At 30.1% G+C, this 15316-nt stretch carries 14 protein-coding genes and 1 tRNA gene; 9 read left to right on the top strand and 6 right to left on the bottom strand.

From position 1 onward, the window contains the following. Window positions 1-186: 186 nt before the first annotated feature. The 6 genes from ACYEKI_RS03020 to ACYEKI_RS02995 all read left to right on the top strand — a co-directional run bounded on the left by ACYEKI_RS03020 (window position 187) and on the right by ACYEKI_RS02995 (window position 4587). Window positions 187-1455: a sterol desaturase family protein gene (locus tag ACYEKI_RS03020; RefSeq protein ID WP_459209679.1), complete on the top strand. Its 1269-nt coding sequence runs from the start codon at window positions 187-189 to the stop codon at window positions 1453-1455. 21 nt (window positions 1456-1476) lie between these two features. Then, on the top strand, window positions 1477-2529 hold the full coding sequence (locus tag ACYEKI_RS03015) for a helix-turn-helix domain-containing protein (RefSeq protein WP_459209678.1): 1053 nt from the start codon (window positions 1477-1479) through the stop codon (window positions 2527-2529). An 80-nt stretch (window positions 2530-2609) separates the two neighbouring features. Further along, window positions 2610-2963 (top strand): hypothetical protein, encoded by a 354-nt coding sequence (locus ACYEKI_RS03010; RefSeq protein WP_459209677.1) that lies wholly within the window; start codon window positions 2610-2612, stop codon window positions 2961-2963. Window positions 2964-2973: 10 nt separating this feature from the next. Then, a complete protein-coding gene (locus ACYEKI_RS03005; protein WP_459209676.1) occupies window positions 2974-3444 on the top strand; it encodes a YHS domain-containing (seleno)protein in 471 nt (156 codons plus the stop codon). 77 nt (window positions 3445-3521) lie between these two features. Then, window positions 3522-4097: a uracil-DNA glycosylase family protein gene (locus tag ACYEKI_RS03000; protein ID WP_459209675.1), complete on the top strand. Its 576-nt coding sequence runs from the start codon at window positions 3522-3524 to the stop codon at window positions 4095-4097. Window positions 4098-4514: 417 nt separating this feature from the next. Then, a tRNA-Gly gene (locus tag ACYEKI_RS02995) sits at window positions 4515-4587 on the top strand. A gap of 171 nt (window positions 4588-4758) precedes the next feature. Here ACYEKI_RS02995 and ACYEKI_RS02990 read toward each other — a convergent pair. Both ACYEKI_RS02990 and ACYEKI_RS02985 read right to left on the bottom strand, forming a co-directional pair. Next, a complete protein-coding gene (locus tag ACYEKI_RS02990; protein WP_459209674.1) occupies window positions 4759-6378 on the bottom strand; it encodes a T9SS sorting signal type C domain-containing protein in 1620 nt (539 codons plus the stop codon). Window positions 6379-6521: 143 nt separating this feature from the next. Beyond that, on the bottom strand, window positions 6522-8264 hold the full coding sequence (locus tag ACYEKI_RS02985; RefSeq protein ID WP_459209673.1) for a tetratricopeptide repeat protein: 1743 nt from the start codon (window positions 8262-8264) through the stop codon (window positions 6522-6524). Window positions 8265-8571: 307 nt separating this feature from the next. On the opposite strand from ACYEKI_RS02985, the gene ACYEKI_RS02980 reads away from it, so the two are divergent. From ACYEKI_RS02980 to bla, 3 genes are read left to right on the top strand one after another with little or no spacing between them, the layout of a single operon-like run. After that, a complete protein-coding gene (locus ACYEKI_RS02980) occupies window positions 8572-9462 on the top strand; it encodes a hypothetical protein (protein ID WP_459209672.1) in 891 nt (296 codons plus the stop codon). 35 nt (window positions 9463-9497) lie between these two features. Beyond that, a complete protein-coding gene (locus ACYEKI_RS02975) occupies window positions 9498-10829 on the top strand; it encodes a flavin monoamine oxidase family protein (protein WP_459209671.1) in 1332 nt (443 codons plus the stop codon). 52 nt (window positions 10830-10881) lie between these two features. Further along, entirely contained in the window at window positions 10882-11625 is a 744-nt protein-coding gene (bla, locus tag ACYEKI_RS02970; protein WP_459209670.1) for a subclass B1 metallo-beta-lactamase, read from the top strand. A 73-nt stretch (window positions 11626-11698) separates the two neighbouring features. Here bla and ACYEKI_RS02965 read toward each other — a convergent pair whose 3' ends face one another. The 4 genes from ACYEKI_RS02965 to ACYEKI_RS02950 all read right to left on the bottom strand — a co-directional run bounded on the left by ACYEKI_RS02965 (window position 11699) and on the right by ACYEKI_RS02950 (window position 15313). Next, on the bottom strand, window positions 11699-13327 hold the full coding sequence (locus tag ACYEKI_RS02965; protein ID WP_459209669.1) for an acyl-CoA carboxylase subunit beta: 1629 nt from the start codon (window positions 13325-13327) through the stop codon (window positions 11699-11701). 112 nt (window positions 13328-13439) lie between these two features. Then, the gene (locus ACYEKI_RS02960) at window positions 13440-14099 is read right to left on the bottom strand and encodes an alpha/beta hydrolase (RefSeq protein ID WP_459209668.1); all 660 of its coding nucleotides are present in this window, start codon (window positions 14097-14099) and stop codon (window positions 13440-13442) included. A gap of 12 nt (window positions 14100-14111) precedes the next feature. Continuing rightward, complete coding sequence (locus tag ACYEKI_RS02955; RefSeq protein WP_459209667.1) at window positions 14112-14921, bottom strand: hypothetical protein; 810 nt, start codon at window positions 14919-14921, stop codon at window positions 14112-14114. A gap of 65 nt (window positions 14922-14986) precedes the next feature. Next, window positions 14987-15313, bottom strand: a complete 327-nt coding sequence (locus ACYEKI_RS02950) for a hypothetical protein (RefSeq protein ID WP_459209666.1) — start codon at window positions 15311-15313, stop codon at window positions 14987-14989. Window positions 15314-15316: the final 3 nt, after the last annotated feature.

Raw genomic sequence — 15316 nt, 5'->3', positions numbered from 1 at the left:
TATACAGATGATTATGGTGAATTGTGTAAGGGTTTTAAATTAAAAAATGGTAGAGATTCTTGAAGCGGAGTATAAAGAGAATACATGAAGAAATATTTAATAATCTTCAATTTATGGCAGTGTTTTTCCTTTTTTATTAGAAAAATAATGTTAAATATAGTATTTTAGGCTTTAAATACTGAATTTATGGAGTTATACGCAAAGGCATTATTATATGCAATTCCCTTCTTTATCCTTTTAGTTTTAATGGAAGTAGGTTATGGACATTTTGTAAAAAAACAAATGCATAGGCCTATGGATACTATTTCAAGTTTAAGTTCGGGATTAACTAGTATAATTTTTGATTCGTTAGGTATCGTCTTTATTATTGTTTCGTATCCATATTTATTAGAGCATTTGGCTATTTATGAAATAAAAGAGACATGGGCAGTATATGTAGTAGCTTTTATAGCAATAGATTTTGCAGGATATTGGAATCATCGATTAAGCCATAAAATAAATTATTTCTGGAATCAGCATGTTATTCATCACAGTAGTGAAGAGTTTAATTTAGCATGTGCATTGCGTCAATCTATTTCTGATATTATAGGATATGTACCTTTATTATTAATACCTGCTGCTTTGGTAGGAATACCGCATAATGTAATTGCAACTTTAACTCCAATTCATTTATTCGCCCAGTTCTGGTATCATACAAAACATATAGGAAAATTAGGTTTTTTAGAATATATTATTGTGACGCCATCTCAACATAGAGTTCATCATGCAATTAATGAAGAATATATAGATAAGAATTTGGCTCCTATATTTTGTATATGGGATCGAATGTTTGGGACATTTCAAGAAGAATTGGATGAAGTACCGCCAGTTTATGGTGTATTAAAACCAGCAGCTACTTGGAATCCAATTTTGATTAACTTTCAGCATTTTTGGCGTTTATTGCAAGATGCGTGGCGTACTAAGAATTATCTAGATAAGATTCGTATTTGGTTTATGCCTACAGGGTGGAGACCTGCAGATGTAAAAGAAAAATATCCGATAGCAATTATAGAAGATCCATATAAACTACAGAAGTATGATACGACACCTTCTCGATTATTAATTTATTGGTCTATACTACATTTGGTTGTAGCTACAGCTTTAATGATGTTTATGTTTTATAATTACGCCAATATTCCGTTTAATAATCTATTAATTTATGGAGGAATCATTTTCTTGGGTATTTATGGATATACATCACTAATGGATGGAGTAAAATATGCGTTTTATGTAGAGCTTTTAAGAGGATTATTAGGTGTAGGAATGATTTTTTATACACAAGATTGGTTTGGACTAAATGCTTTTAGTACCATAGCAACCTTTTTTGTTGCCGTATACTTTGTTATTACAGTATTTGGAGCTGCATATTTTACATATATAGAAAATAAAGAAGAACATATTTCTATAGTTACTTAAATTAATACAAAGACTCATCTCATGGTTGAGCATTTTAAAGCAGAGATAAACAAAGTATATTTTATTGAGAATTATACTTTAATAGCCATACGATCGGGTAGTGGTGCTATAGAAGTAGATTTTGAAACGTTCTTGGATTGGCAAGATAAAGCTATCTATTTATCCAAAGGGCAGTATATTAAATTCTTATCAGATGATTTTGATGTGATGAGAATTGAATTCCCATCAGAAGAACTATTTAAATCGAATGATTTTAGAGTATTATTTAAGCATTTAATATCTCTGGGATACATCAATTTTGATGAATGTGAGAAGTGTAAGCAATATTTATCTAACTCGGTATTTTCTAATGATGTAAGTTCGATTATTGATATTTCTACAGATCAATGGTATTGGCAAAATCCATTTCAAGCTAAAAAGGAAGAATACCAAATAATTTTTGATATAAAAGACATTATTGATGTTGAATATAGAAATAACATCAATAGTGATAAACTTGTTACGGCAATACAAAATAGTGGATATAATATAAATCACCTTATAAAAAATAAACTGGGAATTACTATTAATACCATGATCCAACGAAAAAAGTTGGTTGAAAGTAAAAAAGATATTGCTTTTACAGATAAGAGTATTAAAGAAATAGCTTATGATAAGGGATATAAAGATCCAGCGTATTTTAATAGGGTTTTTAAAAATAAAATAGGAGTTACTCCTAATGAGTTTAGGACAAGTTTTGATTATAAAAATAGAGATGTTTTTATGCAAAATATTATTGAATTATTACACCTATATCACAAACAAGAACATTCTCTAGGATTTTATGCAGATAAGATGAATATGAGTGTTAAGGCACTTTCTAAAAAAGTAAGGCAAAAAATCAATATACCTTTAGGACAATTAATAAGGACAGAACTTATCAATAGCGCAAAAGAATCGCTTAACAAAAATGTGAGTATACATGAGATAGCTCACGAACTAGGTTTTGAAGAACCTAATCATTTTTCTTCGTTTTTTAAACACCAAGTAGGAGTTACCCCTACAGAATACATCTTAAAAAAGTACAATAGGTAGCGTCTTTTTTGTACTAAAATAAATAGACTTCAGTCGCATCTTTGCATTGTAATATTTTACTAATCAAAACAAAATAAAATATGAGCAATGTAAAAGAACGCGTACAAGAAATGGATCGCATAGTATCACAAGGCGCTATCGTAGATGCAGTAAAACAGTTTTTTGCTGAAGAAGCAACAACTTCAGACTATAACAATGTAACTACTTCAAACAAAGCACAAATGGTAGAAAAAATGCAAGGTTTTGCAGGAGCCATAGCCAAAGTAAATGGAATAACACACCATCATACAATAGTAGATGGAAATGTATCCGCTTCAGAATTTACTTTCGATTTTGATATGAAAGATAATTCCAAAATTTACTGGCATGAAATCATTCGTAGAATATGGAATGATAAAGGAGAGGTAATTAACGAAGAATATTTTAACGCATAAAAAAAGAAAAATGAAAAATTTAAAACAACACAGCTTAGCAGTAATCATAGCATTATTTTTTGCAACAGGAATTTTTGCACAAAATAAAAAAGCAAATAATATTGATGATAGTAAAATAGGATTACAAGGATATAGCCCAGTATCTTATTTAGATTTAGGATTAGCTCAAAGAGGAATTAAAGAATATAAAAGTATACATGAAGGTATAGCATATTACTTTACTTCGAAAGAACAAAAGAAGAAGTTCGAAAAGAATCCAGAAAAATACATGCCAGCATATGGAGGATATTGTGCATTTGGAATTTATGCAGGGGCTAAATTCAGAATAGATCCAAATAAATTTATAGTAGATAACGGAACATATTATTTATTTTTAAATGATGTAGAAGTAGATGCAATGCAATTGTGGAAAGCAGAAAAAAACAAATCAAAATTAGTAAGCACAGCGAATAAAAATTGGAGTTCGCTTAAAACTAAATAAGGTTAGTTTAAAAATGAATTTTAAAAGGGTTGTTTTATTAAGGACAACTCTTTTTTATCTTTAAGAATAAAAAGAGTGTGAAAAAATTATTACAAGAAATAAAAAAGTGCGAGGTATGTAAAGAAAACCTGGATTTAGGAGTAAATCCAGTAGTATCTGCCCATGAGGATAGTAAGATAGTTATCATAGGTCAAGCTCCAGGACTTGCTGTGCACAAGAGTGGTATACCTTGGGATGATAAAAGTGGAAATAATTTAAGAGAATGGTTAGGAATAACTAAAGAACAATTTTATGACCCTAAACTTGTAGCACTAATACCTATGGGATTTTGTTATCCAGGAAAAGGGAAGACTGGAGATTTACCACCTAGAAAAGAATGTGCACCTTTATGGCATGAACAATTGATGGAAAAGATTAAAAATCCTGAAATGATAATATTGATAGGAAATTATGCCCAAAAATATTATTTAAGAGATAGACTAAAGAGAACACTAACCGAATCTGTCAAAAATTATAAAGAATATTTGCCTAATTATTACGTATTACCACATCCATCACCACGAAATAATATATGGCAAGCAAAGAATCCTTGGTTTAAAAAAGAAGTATTACCAGATTTAAAATTATTTGTGAATAGTATTTTAAAGAATTGACTTTTTTTAGAATTAGTAGTCTCAGTGAAAAGGCTAAAACCCTATAATTTATAATTGCAATTTGAATTATATAAAAAGAACTTTATAAAAAAGGAGATATATAATTAATGAGTTGATATGTTATAGATTACGAAGTATAGCTATAAATGGTTAATGAATATTAAGAAGATTATTATAAAATTAGAATTTAAGCAATTCTAATTTTATAATGTAAGAAACAAGAAGATTTTAGCCTTAGATATAAAGAACTCTCTGCATCAAAAGTATAGCGTGAATTTAATTACTAAATTTAAAATATAAATAACATATTGTATATAAGTGTATTGCGATTTCGAATAAAAAATCTAGTGAAAAAACGACTTTTTTATTTGGAAAAAACGAGAAAGATGTCTTATCTTTGCAACCGCAATACCAATCGCGGGAGTAGCTCAGTTGGTAGAGCGTCAGCCTTCCAAGCTGAATGTCGCCGGTTCGAACCCGGTCTCCCGCTCAAAAAGCTTCACATATTTGTGAAGCTTTTTTTATTTAATGAAAACAGTTTTGAAAATAAAAAGAGTCAATGATATTTAATTTCTCTGGGAATGGGAACGAAATAGTACTAAAATATGATTGACTCTTTTTGAGTAAAATGAACTAACTATAAAACTAACAGGTTTGGTTGCTAATCAACCTTAAGAAGTTTAATTGATTCGGTTATGTTATTTTCAGAAAAAACCTTAGCAAAATAGATTCCGTGTGATAAAAAAGAGGTGTTGATAGAAAATCTAGTAGCATTAATAGCATTATCTCTTAAAATAGGACGTCCTGTAGTATCATAGATAACAATTGATTTAAGAAGAGTAGAACTTTCTAGATTAAAAGTATCATTAAAAGGATTTAAGTATATTAAGTTACTTTTGGTATTAATAATATCTTCTATGCCTAAAGTAGCATCATTAAAATTTTGAGCATATATTTTTTTGCCATCTCCCTTATCTTCAATAAACGTAATAATAACTTGGTTATCAAATCTATTTAATTGATAGCGTTTTTTAGGAGCTATATAAGTAGCAAGAGGGATAGAAGACAAATCTTCGGATAAATCTCCATAACTTGTTAGATAAACCAACCCTAGAGTAACAGGAGTAGCACCATTATCCATACCGCTTTTATGCAGGAATAAAGGCTGATCTTGAACTAGAAGCAATTGATCAACGTGAACATTTTGATCATTATCAATAGCGAAAACTTCTTTTGCATTATCTGTAAATAATCTGTTACCAGTAATTTTATCGAATTTTTGAACATATTCACCACGCATTGATTGGTTGATATCGGTATAAGTAGTTATTGACCAGATATATGAAGAACCAGATGCATGAGCAATTCGTGTATCTAATTCAAAGCTAGTTTGATTAATGTCAACATCCATACCATTAATACCCCATGGTAAAGATCCATTAGGATCGAGTCGTTGAACATAAGCATCAAATCTATTATTTGAAGATGCATAATAACCTAGATAAATAATATCACCATCTTGAGTTACACTATAAGACCTATTAAAAGCAGTAGTCTTATCAGACAATTGTGTTGGATTCGCCCAGGTAGGAGTACCAGTAGTACTGTATTTTTGAGCCCAAAGTGTAGAGTTAATACCATAATTAAAGGTATGAAATAGAATAGTAATTTCTCCATTAGAGTTTTCAGATAGGTTGGCTGGAGCGGTATTACTAGTACCGGAAGTGACTTCTACATTAGTAGACCATATAGGCAACCCAGATGGTGAATATTTTTGCAGCTTTGTTTTATCATTTGATGAAATCCATGTGACAGCAAGATCTCCAGATTGTAACGGTTTTGTAGTAACTATATGGCCTGATCCTAAAGAAATACCAGAGGCTCCCCAAAGATTATTTCCGTTGGTATCTACTTTATAAACATAACCTGAATCATCATCAGTACCAGTTAATCCGATATAGATATGATTAGAGGTATCTATGGATAAGGACCATATAGCTGTGAAGGTTGACATAGGAATGGTATTACTTATTAAAACACCTTCTGGTCCCAATGTCTGTGTACCATCAATATTAAGTTTTTGCATTCGTAATTCATAATTAATTGGCGGAGCTACAGATTTCCAAAAAACAACAATAGTTTCACCATTAGAAGTAAGAATTGATTTCATATCATCAGTTTCAGTACTGACTACTAAGGTGTTTATAGATGTGTCTGTATGCCATTGAGAAAATATTAATAAAGGAAAGTAGAAAAGGAATAATGTAAAAAATGATTTCATAATGCTTGTTTTTAAGAACTGAAATAAAGTTAAAATGCAAAATGAAATTTTTGTTGTTTGATGCTACGGTATCATTACTGATGAGCTAAAAAAGGCTACGTAATAAATACCCCGTTTATTTTAATTAATTGATTTTCAGTGTTTTAAAAATTTGATTTAATGTAATTACCTAAACGTGTATTTGAAGGTAAATTGAAGTTTTTTCTCAATTTTAATCTTGAAGACTCAATAGTACGAATGCTTTTATGAGCAATAGAAGCAATTTCTTTTGTATTAAAACCTAATTTAATAAAAGCACATAGTTTTAAATCATTAGAAGTTAGGTTAGGATGTTTAGCTAAAAGGTTGTCATAAAAGGTAGGATGTATTTCTTCAAAGAGTGTTTTGAAATTACTCCAAACATCATGAGAATTTTCGTTAGTAATTTTGTTTCTTAAAGAGATCAGTTTTTGTTTGGTTTGAAGCGGAATTTTAGAAAAGATAATAGCATTAAGTCCATCAACTAATTCGTTATAATATTCTTTTTCATGAATCTTACCAATGGATAAAGTTGTCAATTGACGATTTTTATAATCTAGTTTTAATTGCATTTCACGTTCTTTTTGGAGTGAAATGATCTCATTTTTATGTTTTAATTGCTTGTTCTTTTGTATAATGAAAATACTATACCCTAGAGTGAGTAATCCTAGACACAAAATAGTTATACCCAATAATAAATAGAAGCGATCATTACCTTTTGTAACTTCCAGTTGTTTTAAGGATAATTGTTTTTGAAACATGTGGATTTCATTATTGTAAAAAGCTTCTAATTGATTACTCTTTGCAATTTGAGCACTATATTGTAATGAATCAGCAAGATCGTTTTTTGATTTAAGAACATTAAATGCTGCACTATAATTTTTTTGTTGAGCATAAAGCTCGCTTTCAAGATTTAAGTAATTAACGTTTAAATAAGGCATATTTAATGTTTCGCAAATAGCTTTACCTTGATTTAAATAAGAAAAAGATTGTGTATAATTCTGTTCTTTAAAAAATAACTTAGCATAAGCATATAGTGATTGAGCAATGATTTCTTGAAAATTATTTTCTCTAGAGATCAATAAGGATTGATTTAAATAAGTTCTTGCTTTTGCAAAATCATTGTATTCTACATAAAAACTACCTAAGTTGTGTAACAAGAAAGATTCGTTATAATTATCATTTGACTTTTCGCTTAAAGCTATTGCTTGTTTAATATAGATATCAACAGAATCCGAGTTTCTATTTAGATGGTAAAGTATAAGGTTATTTGTAGTATCAAATAAAAGTGTACTATCCTTTTCTATTTGATTAATTTTATGTGCTTGAGAAAGAAATTGATATGCTTTTGGTAAATCTTTTTTTATAAAGTATAATTCAAATAAATTATTGTAAACCATGGATTTACCTTTTTTCCATTGTATAGAATCTATAATTTTTAATGCTTCTTGATAGAAGTCAAGAGCCTTATGATTAATACTAATATTTTTTAAAGCAATCCCAGCCGAATTGTAAAGCATAGCTTTTTCTTTGGGATCAAAATTTGTAATGGATTCTGTATTTAGAAGTTGTAAAGCTTCATTTAAATTACTGTATGATTTACCAAAATTACCAGTACTTAAATTAATAATACCTAAGCTATGTAATGCTTTGACTTTATTTTGGTGATTATTTTGTTGTTCAGCTATTTTTAGCGCTTCTAGTGCAAAATAAGAACGTTCTTTGGTACTTAAGTTAGCTTCCTTAGAAGTTTTAAGGAGCGATTCAAAACGATTATTTGAACTTAAATTTAACTCTTGAGATACGACATAGAAAGGTATAATAAATATAAAAAGAAAATAAAGTATATGTCTTTTATGTTGAGCCAATTAGAATGATGTTTATATAAAAATACACATAAATTTTAAAGTAATTTGTTTAAAATTTTATGATTTTTTGATAAATAATATTTCTATGAAAGAAAATGTAAAACAAACCATTTTTGACTCAGTGTTAAACTGTACTTTTAAAAGTTAAAGTAGCGTTATAAAGATTATAGAAATTTGTAAATAAGTTAATTTTACAAGTTTATTATCTGTATGTTTTGCTAAGTATGATTAGTGTTTCAGCTAATAAATGAGTTTTTTAAAACTGAAAAAAGAGTAAGTTTAAGTAAGCAAATAATAAAGAATCAAAATGAATACAATTAATATACAATATAAAGCTTTTGGATATAAAGGTGCTGATTATACAGGAGAAGAGTTAACGCTCGAAAAAATAATAAATAAAGATGTTTCTACTCTTGAATTAACTATAAAAGATCTTAGGTCAATTTTGGAGATGCATATTTCGACGGTTAAAGAAATTAAAAAAGCTTTTCCAGATGAAAAAGCTAATGCCAGATTTCACAATGATAATACAGTAGAAGAAATTAGTTTTAGGATAAACTATAAACAAGATGAAAGAATATTAGCATTAGATGAAAAACAGTTTTTTAAAGAAGTAGCTGAACATGAAGAATTAGCTCCATTGATTATAGAATATTGTAATGTAACAGCAGATGGAGAAGAAGGTACTAGGATTTGGCTTCCAGAAAGCGAAGATTATGAATCACATCCTGCAGGAACACATGCTATAATGGCTCTGGTAAGAAAAGATGAGAAATGGATACCAGAATATATTAATTTTTTAAAAACAAATGATCTAGATCATGAGGCCGAGCAGATTTGGCATATTAGAGAGTTGATTGAGACTTATGGTTGGAGTAAAGAGACGATTCGTTTAGCTATAGCAAGAAATATAAGTTGTATAGGTCAAGCAGGAACAGATCAATTTCAACAAATGCTTGAAGGAGGATTAACAGTGTATCTTCAGAAAGAAAAGAACAGAGAAGAGTTTATAAAAGCTATTCATGAAGAATTTGATGTTTGGGAAAATGTTAATTATAGATTAAAAGATGGATCAAAAGAGTTGTATTTAGACTATATCGTTTCTAGGGTAGAGAATTTTAAAGAGATACTAAATGATAAAGAAATTGAAACTATAAAATCTAGATTATTAAAAAGATGGGATAACTATTATTCATAATAAAGGTTTCTCAATTAAAAATAGATAATGTGCAAATGAAAAAGATTGTATCTATAATGTTATTGATAATAATGAGTTCATGTAGTGTCTTGAAACAAAAAGCAATAATCAAAGAAAAGAAACAAATCGTTATAGTAGGTGCAGGAATCTCTGGACTTAGTGCTGCTCATTATTTAAAGAAAAAAGGATATAATCCAATAATTCTTGAAGCACAAGCCAAAGTTGGAGGTAGACTTAAAACAGATAGAAGTTTAGGAATTGCGTTTGATGAAGGAGCAAGTTGGATTCATGGACCAAAAAAAAATCCTATAACTAAGTTAGCTAAAGAGGCTGGGACAAAAACCTTTTTGACTAATGATGATAATATCAAAACTTATGACAAAGATGGTAAAATATACAATCAGAGAATACTGAATAATGCAGAAGAAAGGTATAATACTTTTCTTGATGAAGTAGAAGGAAAACAAGGAGAAAGTTTTGCAGATATCTTTTATAAGATGCATCCTAATCTGAAGGAAAACCGTCTATGGACATATATGCTATCGGCTTTTTTAGAGTTTGATACAGGAGGAGATATCCATAAATTAAGTTCCACATCTTTTTATGATGATAAAGCATTTAAAGGAGAGGATTTAATCATTACCAATGGTTATGATAAGATAACTGATTATTTAGCTCATCATATTGATATTAGATTTAATACTGTAGTCGAAAGTATAGACTATAGAGAAAGTAATGTGATAATAAAAACAAATCGAGGTGACTTTTCTGCTGAAAAAGTTTTGGTAACAGTGCCATTAGGAGTTCTTAAAAAGAAAAAAATAGAGTTTAAACCTAGTTTGCCTGCTGAAACCCAAAAAGCAATTGATGATTTGGAAATGGGATCAGTTAATAAATTTCTTTTAGTGTGGGATAAAGCTTTCTGGGATGAAGATGTACAATACATAGGATACACGCCAGTAGAAAAAGGAAAATTCAATTATTTTTTAAATGTAAAAAAGTTTACTGAAGCTAATGCATTAATGACATTTGCTTTTGGAGACTATGCTATTGAGACAGAAAAGATGACTAACGAACAATTAATAGAGGAGATGATAGTACATCTTAGAACTATTTATGGAAAAGAAATCCCAAAACCTAGACATTTTTTAAGAACTAAATGGAATAATAATAAATACAGTTATGGAGCATATTCTTTCCCTGATAAAATATCAGGAAGTGCAGCTTATGACGTATTTAAAAAACCTATTAAAAATAAAATTTTCTTTGCAGGAGAGCATACTATAAAGGCTTATAGAGGTACAGTACATGGAGCATACCTTAGTGGTATTAGAGAAGCTAAAAAGCTATTGAAAAAAATAAAATAATAAGAAACTTATAAACACATTAATAATTCAAATAACAATCAAAAATTGATTTATGAGCAGAATAATATCTCTATTAGCACTATTAATAATATGTAATAGTTGTGCATCAAAAAAACAAAAGGTTTATAGTTATGAATCAGAAAATTTAAAAATCAAGCAGCTTAGCGATAATGTATTTATGCATATTTCATATTTAAAAACTGATGATTTTGGTAAGGTTGCATGTAACGGAATGGTTTATATAAATGAAAATGAAGCAATCGTTTTTGATACGCCTACAGATAATAAAACTTCAAAGGAATTGATAACTTGGATAACAGCAAACCAACAAAAAGAAATTAAGGCTGTTGTAGTAACGCATTACCATACAGATTGTTTAGGAGGATTGCAAGAATTTCATGAAATAGGAGCAACTTCTTATGCTACCAAACAAACAATAGCACTAGCAAAAGAAAATAAGGTCGAGACTTTACCAGAACAGGTTTTTGATGATAAATTATCATTAAAGATAGGAAGACAACCAGTATATGCACAGTATTTTGGAGCAGGGCATACTCCAGATAATATAGTAGGATATATTCCTGAAGAAAAAACGCTCTTTGGTGGATGTTTAATTAAATCTGTAAAAGCCAGTAAAGGGTATTTAGGCGATGCTAATGTAACAGCATGGCCTAAGACTGTAGCTGAGATCAAATCATCGTTTCCAGAATTAGAAATTGTTATTCCGGGTCACGGTAAAAGTGGAGGAACAGAATTACTTGATTATACCATTACATTGTTTAGTAAGCAAAATTAGATAATAATTCATAAAAAAAGGCTCGAAGTTTATACTTCAAGCCTTTTCCTATATTTTATAAAAAGATTCAAAATCAAACTTGAATTACTCCTAGATTAAAAGGTTTTTCGATAGGAGCGTGGTTAGCAGCTTCAATACCCATAGAAATCCAATTACGTGTTTCCATAGGATCAATGATAGCATCTGTCCAGATACGAGCGGCAGCATAATATGGTGAAATTTGCTTATCATATCTTGCTTTGATTTTATCAAATAAAGCTTTTTCATCTTCTGGAGAAAGTTCTTCTCCTTTTTTCTTTAAAGAAGCAGTTTCAATCTGTAATAATACTTTGGCTGCTTGTGCACCACCCATTACGGCAAGTTCGGCACTTGGCCAAGCACAAATAAGTCTAGGGTCATAGGCTTTACCACACATAGCATAATTTCCAGCTCCATAAGAGTTACCTACAACTACAGTGAATTTTGGTACAACACTATTACTAACCGCATTTACCATTTTGGCACCATCTTTAATGATTCCGCCATGTTCACTTTTACTACCAACCATAAAACCAGTAACATCTTGAAGGAATACTAACGGAATTTTCTTTTGATTACAATTAGCTATAAAGCGAGTAGCTTTATCTGCAGAATCAGAATAAATCACACCACCAAACTGCATTTCTCCTTTTTTGGTTTTTACAATTTTACGTTGGTTGGCTACAATACCTACAGCCCAACCATCGATACGAGCATATCCAGTAATAATAGTTTGTCCATAACCAGCTTTGTATTCTTCAAAATCAGAATCATCAACCATACGATGGATAATTTCCATCATATCATATTGTTCATGTCTAGCTTTAGGTAAAATACCGTAAATTTCTTTAGGATCTTTAAGAGGCTTTTTAGGAGAAACACGATTAAAACCAGCTTTATCAAAATCTCCAATTTTGGACATTAGATTTTTGATTTTATCAAGTGCATCTTTATCATCTATAGCTTTATAATCGGTAACGCCAGAGATTTCACAATGTGTTGTAGCTCCACCTAGAGTTTCATTATCAATAGTTTCACCTATGGCAGCTTTAACTAGATAGCTTCCGGCTAAGAAAATACTAGCAGTTTTATCTACAATCATGGCTTCGTCACTCATGATAGGTAAATAAGCACCACCAGCAACACAACTACCCATTACAGCAGAGATTTGTATGATACCCATACTGCTCATCACAGCATTGTTTCTGAAAATTCTACCAAAATGTTCTTTATCTGGAAAAATCTCATCTTGCATTGGTAAATACACACCAGCACTATCTACAAGATAAATGATTGGTAATCTATTTTCGATAGCAATTTCTTGAGCTCTTAAATTTTTCTTTCCAGTAATAGGAAACCAAGCCCCAGCTTTAACTGTAGCATCATTAGCTACTACGATACACTGTTTACCACTAATGTATCCTATTTTTACGACTACGCCACCACTAGGACAACCACCGTGTTCTTGATACATGTCTTCACCAGCAAAGGCACCGATTTCGATAGATTTAGTATCCGTATCAAGAAGGTAATCAATACGTTCTCTTGCAGTTAATTTTCCTTTAGCATGTAGTTTGGCAATTCTTTTTTCGCCTCCGCCTAAATACACTTTTGCGAGTTTGTGTCTAAGAGAAGAGACTAAGAGTTTATTATGATCTTCGTTTTTATTGAAGTTTAAATCCATATATGTTTAGTAGTTTTTACGAAAATACAAAAGTTACAAGAGTATTTTTGTATTCAAGAGCGTTAATGAATTTGTAAAATAGAAAGTTCGTTACCTTATAGGTCTCTCTAGTTTATATCAACTTACTTAACCATTCTTTAAATTGATAAAAGTTTTGAGGAGCAACTCCATGACCTACCGGAAATTCGTTAAGCGTAGTCGTAATGCCTAGTGATTTTAAGAAGCTAGGCGTTTGACGTGCTAATTGAATAGGAATTACTTGATCCACACTACCGTGAGAACAATAAATATTAAGCTTAGAGAAATCATTTGAAGTATAACCATCTGCAAAGAAATCTGCACTTATATAACCGCTTAAAGCAACAATGTTCTTAACTTTTTCTGGATATGATAAGGCTACTGCATAACTTAAAATTGCACCTTGACTAAAACCTAACAGGGAAATATTAGTTGGATCTAAATCATAAGCAGTAATGGCTTCTTCAATAAAATTAACTATAGCATCTCTAGACGCAATAGCTTGAGGAACATCATTAAGTTTACCATCACTAGCATCCCAATGAATAGCATACCAAGCATTACCATAAGGTTGCATAGGATGAGGTGCACGAACAGAAATGATAAACAATTCTTCTGGTAACTCTGAAGCAAAAGAGAACAGATCTTTTTCATCGCTACCATAACCGTGAAATAAAAATAAAGCAGGTGTATGTTCCTTCTTTATTTTTGGTTCTTGAATAATATGATATAGAGAGAGATTTTTTGTTTGCATATAAGTTGATAATTATTGTATTTCTAAATGTATATGATCATCATGACGAACGGCACTACAACCCTGAAAACGAATTTTTGAACTCTTAAGTTGTAAGCGATCTTTAAGATGAGGTTCTATAAATATTTTTTGAACGTCTTTGCGTTTAAGGAGTTCCAAAAGTAAGTCTTTTGTAGCCTTTTTAGCAAAAGCTAAATCGGTATATATGGTACCCAATGTAGCATATTGAGTAAAATCATACCAATAACTACCTTGTTGTTTACACGTTATGATTTGATTATGCTCTTTTCCTGTTGGTGCTTCAAAAACACCATAACCACTTATAGAAGGTTTTTGATTGACAAGATTGCCATTTTGATCTTTATAGATAAAACTAATATCGATCTTCTTTCCATCATTATGACTAAGATGAGGTAATAACGGAAATTGATTAAAAAAAGGAAAACTAGCATCTAAGTAAACAAGATAAATTCCTTGGTGTTTTCTATGTAATGCAATTGCAGCTTGTTTTAATACTGTATTAAGAGATGGATCAACATAATTTCTATTACATAATTTAGTAATTACAGAATGCGCTTTTAAATTAGGCGTATCGTGTATAGGTACTCTTCCATAAAGTGCAGCAACTTTAGGTACTGCATAAAATGTACTTACCGCATATAATACAGTAAAGATGACAATTTTTAAAAAACGATAACGCGCAAAGCGGCGTAAAGGTAAAAGCTCTACAAAAGCATAAATGATACCACCAATTTGCGTAATCACAGTGAGCATCAAGAAAATGATGAGTTTTAAGATTGATTTAAAAATCTTTAATGCCAATAGTAAATTGTTTTTTTATATAAAAAAGGAAGACTAACTCTTTAAGTTAGTCTATAATATGTTGATTAAATAAATTTGAACCATTCTTGAAAACGTTCACCCAAAAATGGAACGGGTTTTTCTTCTTCTCTGATTGCTGTAATTAATCCATAAAAAATTAATACAACGATAAAAATATAAAAAGGAAAAGAGATCATCCATGAATCAAAAATAGAGACCAATGCACCTAATAGATAAAAGGTAACCCAAACACCTAATCCTTGTCTAATATGGAAATTAGCAAAAGTGTTTTTGCTATCATTATTTAAGAAATAAGCAATGATAGTTCCTATAATTGAAAGATAAGCTACAATTGCAGCAGTTTTCCCTTCTTTGGCATAATTCGATTGCATGGT

This window comes from Aquimarina rhabdastrellae (assembly GCA_947387485.1).
GTDB lineage: Bacteria > Bacteroidota > Bacteroidia > Flavobacteriales > Flavobacteriaceae > Aquimarina.
Note: the sequence above shows the minus strand (reverse complement) of the source record. Positions and strands in the feature narration are given on the sequence as shown.

What these genes read in the sequence shown, in the direction of transcription:
- ACYEKI_RS03010 (WP_459209677.1), top strand. Translation starts at nt 2,610, where the DNA reads ATGAGCAATGTAAAAGAACGCGTACAAGAAATGGATCGCATAGTATCA.
- ACYEKI_RS03020 (WP_459209679.1), top strand. Translation starts at nt 187, where the DNA reads ATGGAGTTATACGCAAAGGCATTATTATATGCAATTCCCTTCTTTATC.
- ACYEKI_RS03015 (WP_459209678.1), top strand. Translation starts at nt 1,477, where the DNA reads ATGGTTGAGCATTTTAAAGCAGAGATAAACAAAGTATATTTTATTGAG.
- bla (WP_459209670.1), top strand. Translation starts at nt 10,882, where the DNA reads ATGAGCAGAATAATATCTCTATTAGCACTATTAATAATATGTAATAGT.
- ACYEKI_RS02975 (WP_459209671.1), top strand. Translation starts at nt 9,498, where the DNA reads ATGAAAAAGATTGTATCTATAATGTTATTGATAATAATGAGTTCATGT.
- ACYEKI_RS03005 (WP_459209676.1), top strand. Translation starts at nt 2,974, where the DNA reads ATGAAAAATTTAAAACAACACAGCTTAGCAGTAATCATAGCATTATTT.
- ACYEKI_RS02980 (WP_459209672.1), top strand. Translation starts at nt 8,572, where the DNA reads ATGAATACAATTAATATACAATATAAAGCTTTTGGATATAAAGGTGCT.
- ACYEKI_RS02990 (WP_459209674.1), bottom strand. Translation starts at nt 6,378, where the DNA reads ATGAAATCATTTTTTACATTATTCCTTTTCTACTTTCCTTTATTAATA.
- ACYEKI_RS02950 (WP_459209666.1), bottom strand. Translation starts at nt 15,313, where the DNA reads ATGCAATCGAATTATGCCAAAGAAGGGAAAACTGCTGCAATTGTAGCT.
- ACYEKI_RS02965 (WP_459209669.1), bottom strand. Translation starts at nt 13,327, where the DNA reads ATGGATTTAAACTTCAATAAAAACGAAGATCATAATAAACTCTTAGTC.
- ACYEKI_RS02960 (WP_459209668.1), bottom strand. Translation starts at nt 14,099, where the DNA reads ATGCAAACAAAAAATCTCTCTCTATATCATATTATTCAAGAACCAAAA.